The sequence below is a fragment of the bacterium genome (assembly GCA_035945995.1).
GTDB lineage: Bacteria > Sysuimicrobiota > Sysuimicrobiia > Sysuimicrobiales > Segetimicrobiaceae > DASSJF01.
Genome location: DASYZR010000143.1, coordinates 1 through 12,538, shown reverse-complemented (window position 1 = coordinate 12,538; position 12,538 = coordinate 1). Strand labels below are relative to the sequence as shown.

At 69.0% G+C, this 12,538-nt stretch carries 13 protein-coding genes and 2 tRNA genes; 10 read left to right on the top strand and 5 right to left on the bottom strand.

The annotated features are described in order from the left end of the window. Nucleotides 1-4: 4 nt before the first annotated feature. Together VGZ23_16270 and VGZ23_16265 are read right to left on the bottom strand one after the other, a co-directional pair. Entirely contained in the window at nucleotides 5-1,132 is a 1,128-nt protein-coding gene (locus VGZ23_16270; GenBank protein HEV2359147.1) for an FAD-dependent oxidoreductase, read from the bottom strand. Between the two features lie 49 nt (nucleotides 1,133-1,181). Continuing rightward, the gene (locus VGZ23_16265) at nucleotides 1,182-2,495 is read right to left on the bottom strand and encodes an amidohydrolase (GenBank protein HEV2359146.1); all 1,314 of its coding nucleotides are present in this window, start codon (nucleotides 2,493-2,495) and stop codon (nucleotides 1,182-1,184) included. A 116-nt stretch (nucleotides 2,496-2,611) separates the two neighbouring features. On the opposite strand from VGZ23_16265, the gene VGZ23_16260 reads away from it, so the two are divergent. Genes VGZ23_16260 through VGZ23_16235 form a run of 6 tightly spaced genes read left to right on the top strand, consistent with a single transcriptional unit; the run spans nucleotide 2,612 to nucleotide 8,683 of the window. Beyond that, the gene (locus VGZ23_16260; protein HEV2359145.1) at nucleotides 2,612-3,397 is read left to right on the top strand and encodes an ABC transporter ATP-binding protein; all 786 of its coding nucleotides are present in this window, start codon (nucleotides 2,612-2,614) and stop codon (nucleotides 3,395-3,397) included. Then, nucleotides 3,394-4,224, top strand: a complete 831-nt coding sequence (locus VGZ23_16255; protein HEV2359144.1) for an ABC transporter permease — start codon at nucleotides 3,394-3,396, stop codon at nucleotides 4,222-4,224. The genes VGZ23_16260 and VGZ23_16255 overlap by 4 nt, the downstream gene beginning before the upstream one ends. Nucleotides 4,225-4,270: 46 nt before the next feature. Then, nucleotides 4,271-5,617: an FAD-dependent oxidoreductase gene (locus VGZ23_16250; GenBank protein HEV2359143.1), complete on the top strand. Its 1,347-nt coding sequence runs from the start codon at nucleotides 4,271-4,273 to the stop codon at nucleotides 5,615-5,617. Beyond that, the gene (locus tag VGZ23_16245) at nucleotides 5,614-6,414 is read left to right on the top strand and encodes an enoyl-CoA hydratase-related protein (GenBank protein HEV2359142.1); all 801 of its coding nucleotides are present in this window, start codon (nucleotides 5,614-5,616) and stop codon (nucleotides 6,412-6,414) included. The genes VGZ23_16250 and VGZ23_16245 overlap by 4 nt, the downstream gene beginning before the upstream one ends. Continuing rightward, nucleotides 6,414-7,601: a CoA transferase gene (locus tag VGZ23_16240; protein HEV2359141.1), complete on the top strand. Its 1,188-nt coding sequence runs from the start codon at nucleotides 6,414-6,416 to the stop codon at nucleotides 7,599-7,601. Before VGZ23_16245 ends, VGZ23_16240 begins: the two co-directional genes overlap by 1 nt. Before the next feature lie 29 nt (nucleotides 7,602-7,630). Then, nucleotides 7,631-8,683: an ABC transporter substrate-binding protein gene (locus VGZ23_16235; protein HEV2359140.1), complete on the top strand. Its 1,053-nt coding sequence runs from the start codon at nucleotides 7,631-7,633 to the stop codon at nucleotides 8,681-8,683. A 62-nt stretch (nucleotides 8,684-8,745) separates the two neighbouring features. Here the strand turns inward: VGZ23_16235 and VGZ23_16230 are convergent, their stop codons facing one another. Continuing rightward, nucleotides 8,746-9,084, bottom strand: coding sequence for a DUF6616 family protein (locus VGZ23_16230; protein HEV2359139.1), 339 nt, complete (start codon nucleotides 9,082-9,084; stop codon nucleotides 8,746-8,748). Between the two features lie 68 nt (nucleotides 9,085-9,152). Here VGZ23_16230 and VGZ23_16225 point away from each other — a divergent pair. From VGZ23_16225 to VGZ23_16210, 4 genes are all read left to right on the top strand, one after another. Next, nucleotides 9,153-9,228, top strand: a tRNA-Lys gene (locus tag VGZ23_16225). 404 nt (nucleotides 9,229-9,632) lie between these two features. Then, nucleotides 9,633-10,022 carry a hypothetical protein gene (locus tag VGZ23_16220; protein HEV2359138.1) on the top strand — a complete coding sequence of 130 codons (390 nt, stop codon included), beginning with the start codon at nucleotides 9,633-9,635 and terminating at the stop codon, nucleotides 10,020-10,022. Between the two features lie 89 nt (nucleotides 10,023-10,111). Next, a tRNA-OTHER gene (locus VGZ23_16215) sits at nucleotides 10,112-10,227 on the top strand. A gap of 20 nt (nucleotides 10,228-10,247) precedes the next feature. After that, nucleotides 10,248-11,084, top strand: coding sequence for a hypothetical protein (locus tag VGZ23_16210; GenBank protein HEV2359137.1), 837 nt, complete (start codon nucleotides 10,248-10,250; stop codon nucleotides 11,082-11,084). A 78-nt stretch (nucleotides 11,085-11,162) separates the two neighbouring features. Here VGZ23_16210 and VGZ23_16205 read toward each other — a convergent pair whose 3' ends face one another. Together VGZ23_16205 and VGZ23_16200 are read right to left on the bottom strand one after the other, a co-directional pair. Beyond that, a complete protein-coding gene (locus VGZ23_16205; GenBank protein ID HEV2359136.1) occupies nucleotides 11,163-11,453 on the bottom strand; it encodes a hypothetical protein in 291 nt (96 codons plus the stop codon). Nucleotides 11,454-11,825: 372 nt separating this feature from the next. After that, nucleotides 11,826-12,377 (bottom strand): hypothetical protein, encoded by a 552-nt coding sequence (locus tag VGZ23_16200; GenBank protein HEV2359135.1) that lies wholly within the window; start codon nucleotides 12,375-12,377, stop codon nucleotides 11,826-11,828. Nucleotides 12,378-12,538 lie beyond the last annotated feature (161 nt).

Genomic DNA, 12,538 nt, shown 5'->3' with positions numbered 1-12,538 from the left:
GGCGCTAACCGGCGCCGATCGCCCCCGCGCGGGCCGGGGAGAGCGGGTCGAGACCGGGGGCCGGCTCGCCGTGCAGGGCCGCGGCGACGGCCGCCCCAACGGCGGGCGCTAGCTGGAAGCCGTGCCCGGAGAAACCCGCGGCGACGTAAAGTCCGGCCACGCCCGGCACCGGTCCGATCAGCGGCACGCCGTCGGCGCTCTCGCCTTCGAGCCCGCACCACGCCTGCCGGATCCGGCAGGCCCGCAGCGGTACCCAGACCTCCGTCGCAACGCGCCAGCTGCCCCGGACGCTGTCGTCGCGGACCGCGCACGTCATGCTGGCGGCGTCGACGTCCGACGGCCAGCCCCCGCCGATAAAGTACGCGCCGCTCGGCAGCTGCTTGAGCGAGAGCGCCCGCCCGCTTCCCGTGATCGTGGGCGCAAGGGCCGCCGGCGCCGGGTCGGTCAGGATCATCTGCGGACCGCGCGGCACGATCGACAGGCGCACGCCGACCGGCCGGACGAGGCCGGCGCTCCACGCGCCCGCCGCGACGACGACGGTGTCTGCGGTGAACGTGTCGCCGCCCGCGGCGGCGCCGCGCACCCGGTGCCCCTCGCCGAGAAGTCGGGCCGGCCCCGCGGTGCGATACGATGCACCACGGGCCGCCGCGGCCGCGGCGAAGGCGCGCGTCGTCTTGATCGGGTCGGCCTGCCCGTCGCCCGGGCTGAACGCGCCCGCGATCACGGTGTCCGCGATGCCGGGAGCGAGGCGCCGGGCTTCGGTCGCGTCCACGATCCGGACGCCGAGCCCGGCATCACGCTCGCGCGCGACGCGCTCCTCGAGCACGCGTCGGTCGTCGTCGGTCTCGACGACGTGCAGGTGTCCGCTGTGCCGGAACTCGATGTCGGCGCCCAGTTCGCCGGCCAGGCCGGGCCAGCGCCGGGCGGCCGCCCGGGTCAAGGTCCACTCGCGGGGATCGCGCCGCTGCTGCCGGACGCCGCCGGCGCTGGCCCACGACGCGCTCGGCGGCGTGGCCGGGGGCGCCTGGTCCAGCACGACCACGCGGGTCCGCCGGAGGGCGAGATGGTAGGCGATCGACGAGCCGATTACACCGCCCCCGACGATCAGTACGTCCGCGTGGGTGGTTGGCATGGACCTACCGGCCGTTCGCCCCGCGTCAGACGGGGCCGTTCGCCCCGCGTCAGTCGGGGCCGTTCGCCCTCAACCGGCTCCAGATGCGCTCTACCTGGGCATACACGTCCTCGGCGTCCAGGTCGAGCGGCCGCCGGTCCCGAACCAGCCACCGCCCGTCCACCCAGACGTGGCGCACGTCGAGCCCCTTCGCCGAGTAGACGAGCGTCGCCGCGACGTCGTGCCACGGCCGCAGGTGCGGGGCGTCCATCGCCAGCGCGATGACGTCCGCGCGCTTCCCCGGTTCCAGGCTGCCGATCTGCGCCTCGAGGCCCAGGGCGCGGGCCGCGTCGATCGTCGCCATCGGCAGCAGCGCCGCCGACGGCAGCACCGACGGGTCCGCGGCCGCCACTTTGTTGAGCACGCCCGCGCACTTCATCTCGTCAAAGAGGTCCATGCCGTTGTTGGTCACGGCCCAGTCGGTCCCCAGGGCCACCCGCGCGCCGGCGCGGAGGAGGGACGGGATCGGGGCGAGGCGGCCTTCGATCCGGGCCGCGCTCACGGGGCAGTGGCTCACCCAGCTCCCGCTGTCCGCCAGTAGCCGGATCTCTTCGTCGTCGATGTAGATGCAGTGCGCCGCCACGAGGTCGGGCCCGAGCAGCCCCGTGCCGGCGAGACACCGCACCCCGCCGCCGTGGCCGCGCGCGCGGAGCGCGGCGAGTTCCGCCTCCGCCTGCGCGCAGTGGATGAAGATACGCGCGCCGGTCTCCCCGGCCGTCTGCCGCACGCGGCGCAGCAGATCGTCGGAACAGGTATCGGGCGCGTGCGGCCCGAGGCCGCAGTGGATCCGGGACTCCGGCGCCACGCCCCACCGGTCGATCAGGGCGAGCGCCTGCGCCCATTCCAGGGGCGCCGTGAGGTCGCGCAGCGTGTGACAGAGCACGGAGCGCATCCCGAGGCGGTCGAACGCCTCGGCGATGACGGCCATGTGGGAGAAGCGGTCCGCGGTGCACGTGACCCCGTTCGTCAGCATTTCGAGGCCGCCCAGCATCGTGCCCCAGTAGTAATCGTCCGGGCGCGCGCCGTCCATGTGGGGCGGCGCGTAGGCCGAGGCGAACCACTCCGCGCGCGAGCGGTCTTCCCCCAGCCCGCGGAAGAGCGCAAACCCGGCGTGCGTGTGCGTGTTGATCAGGCCCGGCATGACGAGATGTCCCCCGCACTCCACGACCGTATCGCCGTCCCGGACCGGCCAGTCGCCTCCCGCGCCGACGTGCACGATGCGCGCGCCGTCGAGGACGATGGTGCCCGGAGCGAACACGTCGCGCCGCGGGTTCATGGTCACGACGGTGCCGCCCCTCAGGATCTGCCGGATCGGGTCACCCATGCGCACGCTCCCCCCATCGCGCGTCCGCTCGTCGGTCAAGCCGGCCTATCCTCCGCGGCCTCGCGGCGGGGTCCCGGGCGGAGGACTCTCTTCGCGAATCGCAGAACGCGATGCAGATGTCCGTCATGGTGGAGGTGCCGGCGATCGAGCTCGACGACGTCGGCATGGCCTTTGCGGTCCCCGACGGCGCCCTCGAAGTGCTCCGCGGGATCAGGCTCGCGGTCCGGCAGGGGGAGTTCGTGTCGCTCCTCGGCCCTTCCGGCTGCGGCAAATCGACGTTGCTGCGCGTCATCGCGGACATCCTCCCGCCCACCCGGGGCCGTGCGTCCGTGCTGGGCGTCTCCCCCGCCGAGGCCCGGCGGACCCGGGCCCTGGGCATGGTGTTCCAGCAGCCGATCTTGCTGCCCTGGCTCAGCGCCGAGGAAAATGTCGCCCTGCCCCTTCGCATCGGGAACTGGGGCGCGCGGCACCATGCCCCGGCGACGCCCGCAGCACTCCTGCGGCTCGTGGGGCTGGACGGATTCAACCGGGCGCGCCCGGCCCAGCTTTCCGGCGGCATGCAGCAGCGCGTCGCGATCGCCCGCGCGCTCGTGAGCGATCCCAAGGTCTTGCTGATGGACGAGCCCTTCGGCGCGCTCGACGCCATCACGCGGGACCGGCTGAACGAAGAGCTGTTGCGGATCTGGACCGAGGTCCGGCGGACCGTCGTCTTCGTGACCCACAGCATCGCGGAGGCCGTCTACCTCTCCATGCGCGTCGTGGTGATGTCGCCGCGGCCGGCGAGCATCCGGCGTATCGTGGACATCGGTCTGCCGTACCCGCGCGAGCCCAAGATGAAGGACGCACCGGAGTTCACGCGGTATACGGCCGAGCTGCGGGCCGCGCTGGAGGATGGGGCGTGAAGACCGCGGCGCACCCGCTCGCTCCCGCGTCCGCCGCGGCGGCCGGGCAGGGCCCGGACCGTGAGAGCGCCGTGCGGCGGTGGGCCCTGTCCGTCGGGGGCATCCTGGCGGTGCTGGCGCTGTGGCAGGCGATCATGGTGGTGTTCAAGGTTCCGCACTACCTCGCCGCCTCGCCGCTCGAGGTCGCGGCTGCCCTCCAGGCCCAGCCCGTCCTTCTCGCGGTCAACGCCTGGCCGACGATCGTGGAAACGCTCGGCGGCTTTCTGGTGGGCAACGTCATTGCCGTACTGATCGCGATCGGGTTCGTCCACAACCGGACGTTCCGGCACACGGTCTATCCCCTCGCCGTCACCGTCCGCACGCTGCCGATCGTGGCCATCAGCCCGATCCTCGTCCTGCTGCTCGGCAACGGGTACGCGCCCAAGATCGCGATCGCCGCGCTGATCACGTTCTTCCCCACCCTGGTCAACATGGTGGACGGGCTCAACGCGGTCGACGCCCAGGCCCAGGAGCTGATGCACGTGCTCTCGGCCACGAAGTGGGAGGTGTTCCGCCACCTGCGGTGGCCGACGTCGCTGCCGTATCTCTTTTCGGCCTTGCGCATCGCGAGCACGGCCAGCCTGCTCGGTGCGATCGTGGCGGAGTGGATCGGCTCGAACAAAGGGCTCGGCTACCTGATCCTCGCGGCGACCTACGACTACCGCACGCCGCTCCTCTATGCCACCATGGCGGTCGCCTCGGCGCTCGCCCTCGCCTTGTTCGGGCTGATTTCGCTGTTGGAGATCTACGCCGTGCCGTGGCGCCGGCCGGGCGGGGCCGCCCGATAGCGATGGGCGGCGTCGGGATCGTCCGCGTACCGGAAGGGGGTCCGCCATGAAGACCGTTCACGAACCCGCGCGCGAGGTGCCGGTGGCGGCGGAAGCCGACGTGGTGGTGGTCGGCGGAGGCCCCGCGGGAATCGCCGCCGCGGTGGCCGCGGCCCGGAACGGCGCGCACGTGCTCATCCTCGAGCGGTACGGCTACCTCGGGGGCCTCGCGTCCGGCGGGATGGTGCTGCTGCTCGACGACATGTGCGACCGCGGCGGGCGCACCGTCGGCGGCATCGGCCATGAGATCGTCGAGCGCATGGCGGCGGCCGGAGGATGCGTCGTCCCGCCCCTCGACGAGTGCTTCCGGCAGGACGAAGAGCTGTGGTGGAAGTGGGCGCGGTGGGGGTTCGAGGATTTCTACGCCCGCCTCCATCCGCACCCCACGACGTATGGCGCGTCGTTTGATCCGGAGGTCTGGAAGCAGATCTCCCACGAGATGGCGCTCGACGCCGGCGTCACGCTGCGGCTGCATTCCTGGTTCTCGCGCGCGGTGGTCGACGACGGCCGCCTGCGCGCGGTGATCGTGGAGACGAAAGAGGGCCGGCAGGCGATCGAAGGCCGCGTCTTCATCGACGCGACGGGCGATGGGGACGTGTTTGCCGGCGCCGGCGCGCCCCACATCAAAGGGGCGTACATGATGACTCTCGTCCACCGCCTGGCGGACGTCGACGTCGATCGGGCCATGCGGTTCGAGCGCGAGCGCCCCGACGAGGCGCGCCGGCTCAATCAGCAGGTCAAGCAGATCTTCGGCGCCTCGTGGGATTTGTGGTGGCTGCGCACCCCGCGGGACGGCGTGATCTGGTGCAACACACCGCACCTCCACGGCCTCGACGGGCTCCGGGTGGAAGACTTGACCAGGCTGGAGCTGGAGGCGCGCCGCCGGTTCGTCAAGGCGGCCGCGTGGCTGCGCGGGCACTTTCCCGGGTTTGAACGCGCCTACATCCTGGACGCCGCGCCCCAGGCCGGCGTGCGGCAGACGCGGCTCCTGTTGGGCGAGTACGTGGTGACGAAGGAGGATATTGCGGAGCGGCGCACCTTTCCCGACGTCATCGGCCGCGGCCGCGACTACTACATGCCGTACCGGAGCCTGCTGCCGGTCCAGGTCGACGGGCTGCTCGTCGCCGGGCGGCACTACTCGGCGACGCCGGAGGCGCAGAAGATCAGCCGCGAGATCCCGCCGTGCATGGTTATGGGCGAGGCGGCGGGGACCGCGGCGGCCATGGCCGCGCAGGCGGGTCTCGAGCCCCGGCGGGTCGACGTCGGCGCCCTCCAGGAGCGGCTCGTCGCCCAGGGCGCGATTCTCGGCTCTCCGATCGTCGCGACGGCGCGCTACGGGGGGACTACGGCATGAACGACGCCGCCCGCCGCGAGGCCGGAATTCAGTACACGAAGGACGGGCCGGTGGCCCGGGTGACGATCGACCGGCCGCCCGTGCTCAATGCGCTCAGCCGTGCCGCGCATGCGGCGCTCTCGTCGGCGTGGGACGACGTGCGCGACGACCGCGAGATCCGCGTGGCGATTCTGACCGGCGCGGGCACCCGGGCGTTCTGCGCCGGCACCGACCTCAAGGATCCCGACGCGGCGAACGGCGTCCCCTATCTCTGGAACGGCCCCCAGCTGGGGGCCGGCGGGCTCTCCTTCCGGCGCGATCTCCTCACGCCGGTGATCGCCGCGGTGAACGGGCTCGCGCTCGGGACGGGATTCGAGCTGGCGCTGGCCTGCGATCTGATCGTGGCGGCCGATCACGCGGAGTTCGGCTTCCCCGAGCCCCGCGTAGGGTACATGGCGCTCGACGGCGGGATCGCGATGCTCACCCGCCAAATTCCCTACAAAGCCGCCATGGGGATCTTGTTGACCGGGCGCCGCGTGAGCGCGCGCGAGGGCCTCAGCGCGGGGTTCGTCAACGAAGTGGTCCCCCCGGCCGAGCTCATCACGGCGGCGGAGCGATGGGCGGCCGAGATCATCGCGTGCGCCCCGCTGTCGGTCGAGGGCACCAAGCAGATCGCCATGGAGGCGCGGGACGTGCCGTCGTGGGCCGCGCCCCGCTGGTTCCCGCGGCGCGTGATGGAAGCTATCGCCTCGGACGACGCCGAGGAGGGGACGCGCGCCTTCCGGGAGAAACGCCCGCCGCGCTGGAGGGGGAAGTAATGGCGCAGCGATCGCCGCAGCCGCTCGAGGGGATTCGGGTCCTCGACTTCAGCCAGATCACACTCGGGCCCATCGGGACGCAGATGCTGGGCGATTTCGGCGCCGACGTCATCAAGATCGAGCGGCCGGGCGGCGGCGACTTTCTCCGGACGACGCTCCCGCAGCCCGACGGCACGAGTTACCTTTTCATCGCCGGGAACCGCAACAAGCGCGCGATGACGCTGGATCTCCGCCGGCCCGGCGGCCGGGACATCATGGCGCGGCTGATCCGGCGCGCCGACGTTCTCGTCCATAACTTCCGCCCCGGGGCCATGGAACGGCTCGGCTGCGGCTACGAACAGGCGCGGGAGCTGAACCCCCGTCTCATCTATGCGATGGGCACCGGCTTCGGTCCCTCGGGTCCCTATCAGGCGAAGGGCGGTCAGGACTGGCTGGCGCAGGCGATGGGCGGCGCGCTGATGCGCCGCGCCGAACCCGGGACGCCGCCGGAGCCGTTCACGGTCGCCGTGTGCGACTTCGCCGCCGGCATGCTGCTGGTGCAGGGCATCCTCTTCGCCCTCCTCGCGCGGGAAAGGACCGGGCGGGGGCAACTCGTCTCGTCGTCGCTCTTCGACAGCATGCTCTATATGCAGCAGCAGGAAGCGACCTGCCTCATCAACGCCGGCCAGGAGATCAATTGGAGCCGGATGCCGCTCAACGGCCACTTCCAGACCCGGGACGGGAAGTGGCTCCTGTTTCTCGGCGCGTTCAAGCAGGAACCGCTGCGGGACATCTGCCGCGCGCTCCATCTCGAGCCGCTGCACGAGGATCCGCGGTTCGCGACGGAGGCCGCGCAGATGACCAACCGGGCGGAGCTGCAGGCGATCTTCCGGCGCCGGATCGCGGAGCTCACCCGGGCGGAGGCGCTGGCGGCCCTGGAAGGCGAGGACATCTTGTGCGCCCCCATCCACACGCTGGCCGAAGCCTTTGCCGATCCCCAAGTCGCCCACAACGAGATGGTCATCGACATCCCGGATCCCGGGCGGGGCCGCGTGGCGGCGGTCGGCAACCCGGTGAAGCTCAGTGAGACGGCGGCCCGGGTGCGCCGGGGCGCGCCCGAGGTGGGCGAGCACACCGACGAGATCCTCCGCGAACTCGGCTACGGTGATGGCGACATCGCACGGTTGCGGGCGGACGCGGCAGTGTAATCTCGAACGATTCGACTGGGGGTGTCGGAATGAGACGGGACACGATCACGCTGTTCACGCGGCCGGTGAGCCGGCGCGCTCTCCTTTCCGGAGGAACCGCGCTCGGCCTCGGTCTGGCCGGCGGCCGGCTGCTCGGCCTGGGGTCGCCGGCGCAGGCGCAGGGCATGACGGGACTGTCCGAACAGCTCGGCTGGCTCGCCAACGCCCAGATGGCGGGCGATTTCGTCGCGGCCGGCAAGGGGTATTTCAAGGACGCCGGCATCGACCTCAAGATTCAGCCGGGCGGCCCCAACATCGACCCGATTCAAATCGTGGCCGGCGGCGGCGTGCCGTTCGGCAACGTGTCGTCGGTCGCCGTCCTGGTCAACGCGCGCAGCCGCGGCGTGCCCGTCAAGGCGTTCGGCGCGGTGCTCCAGCGCCACCCGTTTGCGTTCATCTTCCTGACGAAGTCGGGCATCCACACGCCGAAGGACTTCGAGGGCAAGACGATCGGTATTCAGGCGACCGCGCGCCCGCTGCTCGCGGCGGTGCTCGCCAAGTATCACATCCCGCCGGACAAGGTAAAGGTCCAGTTTGTCGGCGGCGACACCCGCCCGCTCATCACGGGGCAGGTGGACGTGATCACCGGCTGGATCATCGACGCGCCGCAGATCGAGGCCGTGCGGCAGGCGGGGAGCTACAGTTACTTCAAGCTGTGGGACCTTGGCATCCAGCTGTACGCGTACACGTATTTCACGACCGACCGCGTGCTGAGCGACCGCAAGGATGTGCTGGCCCGGTTCCTGTCCGCGAGCGCGCGCGGCTGGACCTACGCGGCGGCGCATCCGGACGAAGCGGTCGACTGGGTGCTCAAGGCGGCGCCGGCCCTCAGCCGTCCGCTGGAGCTGCAGACGTGGAAGAACGAGATTCCTTATCTGTCCTCGCCGCTGACGAAGCAACACGGGCTCGGCTACATGGACCCGAAAGTCTGGAAGGCGATCAGCGACACGTACTACGGCCTGCAGCAGATCCCCAAAGAGGTCGCGCCGACCGACGTGATGACCAACGAGATCGTGGAGATGGCGAAGACGCCGAAGATCTGAACGTAGAACGCCGGGGGGCGGCTAGTCCGCTCCCCGGCGGACGTCACGGCGTTTGGAGCCCCCTATTTCTCGGGGTTGACGAGATAGGGGATCGCGACCTGCGGGGTCAGGACTTCTCCCCGCGCCTCGCCCCGTTCGAAGAATGCGTGCCAGCCGGCCCGCTCGAGTGCCTCTTCGATCCGCTGCGCGAACTCCTTGTCGGGAATCCGCCAGATCCGCAGGAATCGATCGGTTCTTCCGTGGTGATCGGTATGGTTGAGGCAATATCCCACGAGCTCGGCGCCGGCATCGACCAACCGCTGAATCGTCGGGCTGAGGTCAAACAGAAACTTCCCCCGGTCTTCCGGAGTCAGGGCGAGCCATTCGCGGCGATGCTTCCATTCCTCGAGATAATAATACACGGTAGAGATATACCCCGAAACGATTCCGGGCTTAGCCTCGGCATCATCTATGATAAGATCGTGGTTGCGGGCCCTTAGCTCAGCGGGTAGAGCGCCGGGCTTTTAACCCGGGCGTCGGGGGTTCGAGTCCCTCAGGGCCCACCAGATCAAGGGCTGGCGAAGGACCGCTTTCATCTGCTACCCTCCTGCTACCCACTTTGGTGGTCCGATGCCGACATTCAGCCGAACTTAGGCGGCGACCGTCCCCCTCGGGGGATGCTTTCCGTCGGGGTGCTCCATGCGCCAGTGACGACGACCGGCTGAACAGGTACCCGACCGACTGAAGCATTCTGTCGGTGCCGCGCACCGTACTCATACATCCGTTTGGTTGACCGCCAACCCTTCTGGCTTCATGATGGACGTGGGATTGTCGGTAGACGGAGGTCGGCATGACTGAGCGGAACGGTGACGGCGGCGCACCGCACAAAACTGCGACCGAACTGCCGATCGGCCGACCATTCTTCGCTGGCTTCGACGCGCGCAGAAACGGCGGGGGGAGACCAAGAGGTTTGGCGGCGCTGGTCAGGCAGGCTGTCGGCGACGGCGAGGACCTCGTCCGATTCTACCGCGCCGTGTTCGCCGGAGACGCCGTGTCCATCGGGGAGCGACGCCGTATCAGCCTACGTGACCGCATGTTGGCCGGTGAGTGGCTCGCCGCGAGAGGTTGGGGTCGGGCGCCGGTCGTCATCGAGCCGCCGGACGAGCCCAGCGGGCCGTTCGCCCCCGAGGCGGCCGCCGCGCTGAAGGAGATGCCGCCGGAACTGCGGGACGGGATCAGGCAGTGGCTCCAGGAACGGCGCGAGGAGTACCTTGCCAGCGAGCGCGCGGCGGCGGAGCGGCGCATGCTGTCGTACATGCCGACGGTCGGGCCGGACGGGAACGGGGACGGGCCGCGCTAACGTAAACACCCGGGTGAACCAGCGGCAAGCCACCGTCTCTTGACGAGGTCGATGGCGAGTGAGGATAATGCTCCCAACTCTCCGGCCTTCCGGCTGTGGCGGAACTGGCAGACGCGGCGGCTTGTATCGCGGTCATCTCGCGAGGAGCGCGGTACAAGCCGCTGCTGGAAACAGCGTCCGGGTTCGACTCCCGGCAGCCGGACCAGCAGGGATGCACCATGGACCATGATCGTCTACCTCGACAGGAACGTGCTGAGTCATCTCCGCCATCGCACCCGGGGTGCCATGGACCAAGATGAAGCCACGTTGCGCATGGCCACCAAGCATGGTCATCTATCGCTGTCGTTGAGCATTGTCACGGTTTCGGAAGTGCTACTTATGGACAACAAGAAGCAGGCGCTCGACGAGATTCGATGGATCGTCGGGCTCACGGATCGGGCGCATATCATCAACCACGTTGTGCCCCTTCTCAACGACTGCTTCCGAGCGTACGCGCGTGGGACTGGTGCTGCGGCAAGCCCGTACGCCACAAACCTCGACCTGGCGCGCCTGACATCACCAACGCCGCGCGACTACGGCGCTCTTCTACGAACGGTGCTTACCTACAAGCAGCAGCGAACCGCGTGGACGGACGGCTGGACCCATGCTATGGAGAGATGGCGGGCCGCGATGCCGCGCCGCCTCACTTTCAAGCAGTTCATGAACGCTCATGCTGTTGAGTGGCTGCGAATCATGGCCGAGCGTGCGGGTGTCCTCGTCCAGTGTGAACGGCGCGGCTGGGCCGGTTTGCTTGCGCTCAAGCCGATCCGGCTGGGTGTCGTAGTACCATTGGTGCTCGCGCATGCAAGAATGTTCGGTAATCGCGAACTGGAGGAAGCGCATTTCGGCGACCTTCACCACGCAGCCTCGGCATCGCCCGCCGATGTCTTTGTAACACATGATGGGAGACTACGCGAATTGATTCGCCGCGCGCAGGTGGGTGACATGGAGGTGCTAACGCTCAGAGAATTGATACGTCGGCTCCAACGAGAGAATAGGCTTGACGTCCAATCAGGCTCCTGACGTGCCGTCCCTGGCAGTGGCCGGGAGTACGTCAGCCGCGTCTTCCTGTCTCTCAGACGCCCTCCTCGCACGTTCAGTTCATCCGACGTAGCGGAACACAAGTTGCGCGTTGCGCCCGCTGAGCCACCTCTCCACATCGGGAGTGTCGTCACGCCACCTGGCGTTGAGTTTGCCGTGGTACCCGCACACCCCAATGACTGCATCGTGTTTAGTCGCCGCGAGCGCCACCTGGCCGAGGAAGCGTTGAATGTCGCCGTTCGGCATCCGGCCGCCACGGGCGGAGACTAACTTGATTTCGACCGCGAGCGTGCGACCCGCACGGTCCCTCGCCACCATGTCGAAGGTGTGCCGCGTTCCGAACGCCTCCACCGTCGCCCACGCTTTGCTCGCCGCCCAGCAGTCTGGACAGCCGACCTCCCGACCCGGGCCGCCGGGCGGGATTCTCGGCGCACCCGCCGGTGCAGCGTAGCCTGTTGCCCCAGGGGTGGCTGAAGAGCAGAATGTCGTCCTGCGCTGCCGCGATGCGGATGGCGTGAGGGATAATAAACTGGCGCTCCAAGGACTGTTCGGTCTTGATACCCTGAGGAATGCGAGGAATGCGCGCCCGCATCAGTGCCCTGAACAACTCCTGTTGGAACTTGATGATGGTCAAGGCCCCTCCCCCTAACGTAATGGTCTCGTTCGGCGCTGCGGCGGTCGCCCCCACGGGGGACGCTCCGCGCCCTGTTGGTTGGGCATGGATCACGTGCCGAAGAATTCCGCAGGAGTCCGACCTCGGAGCACCCACAGACACTTATCCAAGGTCCTCAACGACACGCGACAATCGGTCGCTAGGTTCCGGCACGTCGCGAGATAAGGCGCGTACGTCTCCGGCTTGCTGAGGAAAGCATCCAAATTCGTTCCCGGGTCGTCGACATAGCCCAGCCGCGCCAATGATCGCCACGCATTCTGGTCCAGGGTCGTGTATGTATCCGGCTCGTAGATCGTCAAGATCGCGCTCGCCATGCGAACCGACACGCCACGCAGTCGGTCCAGGTGCCGGATGGCCTCTTCTGGATCGCGCTCGGCGAACGCCTTCCGGCTGACTGTTTGCAGTAACTCGGCGCTGTTGCTACGGAGGAGCGGCTTCGGTCGCGGCGACTTCCAATCCGCGATGCGAAGCAGGTCTTTCATCTCCAGGTACCGCCGCGCTCGGATCGGCTTTCGAAAGGCCTCGGAGAAAACCATGTCGTCCTTCGCTTGCTCCTGTGGCGGATAGTAACTGGCCACCCGCTCAACCGTCTGCCGGTCCAACATAACAGCCTGCCCCCTTCGTCTTCAGGCGGGTCACGTGGTCCTAATGTATTGGGCATTTGACCATGCAGCGCCTTGTCGCTGCGGAGGGCGGCCGGACAAACGTGACGAACCGGTTCCCCCAGCGGCCGTTCATCGAGGGGGAAGGTCGTCGCGCCGAT

Coding starts and splice junctions, on each gene's coding strand:
- VGZ23_16270 (HEV2359147.1), bottom strand. CDS start 1,132: ATGCCAACCACCCACGCGGACGTACTGATCGTCGGGGGCGGTGTAATC.
- VGZ23_16265 (HEV2359146.1), bottom strand. CDS start 2,495: ATGGGTGACCCGATCCGGCAGATCCTGAGGGGCGGCACCGTCGTGACC.
- VGZ23_16260 (HEV2359145.1), top strand. CDS start 2,612: ATGTCCGTCATGGTGGAGGTGCCGGCGATCGAGCTCGACGACGTCGGC.
- VGZ23_16250 (HEV2359143.1), top strand. CDS start 4,271: ATGAAGACCGTTCACGAACCCGCGCGCGAGGTGCCGGTGGCGGCGGAA.
- VGZ23_16245 (HEV2359142.1), top strand. CDS start 5,614: ATGAACGACGCCGCCCGCCGCGAGGCCGGAATTCAGTACACGAAGGAC.
- VGZ23_16240 (HEV2359141.1), top strand. CDS start 6,414: ATGGCGCAGCGATCGCCGCAGCCGCTCGAGGGGATTCGGGTCCTCGAC.
- VGZ23_16235 (HEV2359140.1), top strand. CDS start 7,631: ATGAGACGGGACACGATCACGCTGTTCACGCGGCCGGTGAGCCGGCGC.
- VGZ23_16210 (HEV2359137.1), top strand. CDS start 10,248: ATGATCGTCTACCTCGACAGGAACGTGCTGAGTCATCTCCGCCATCGC.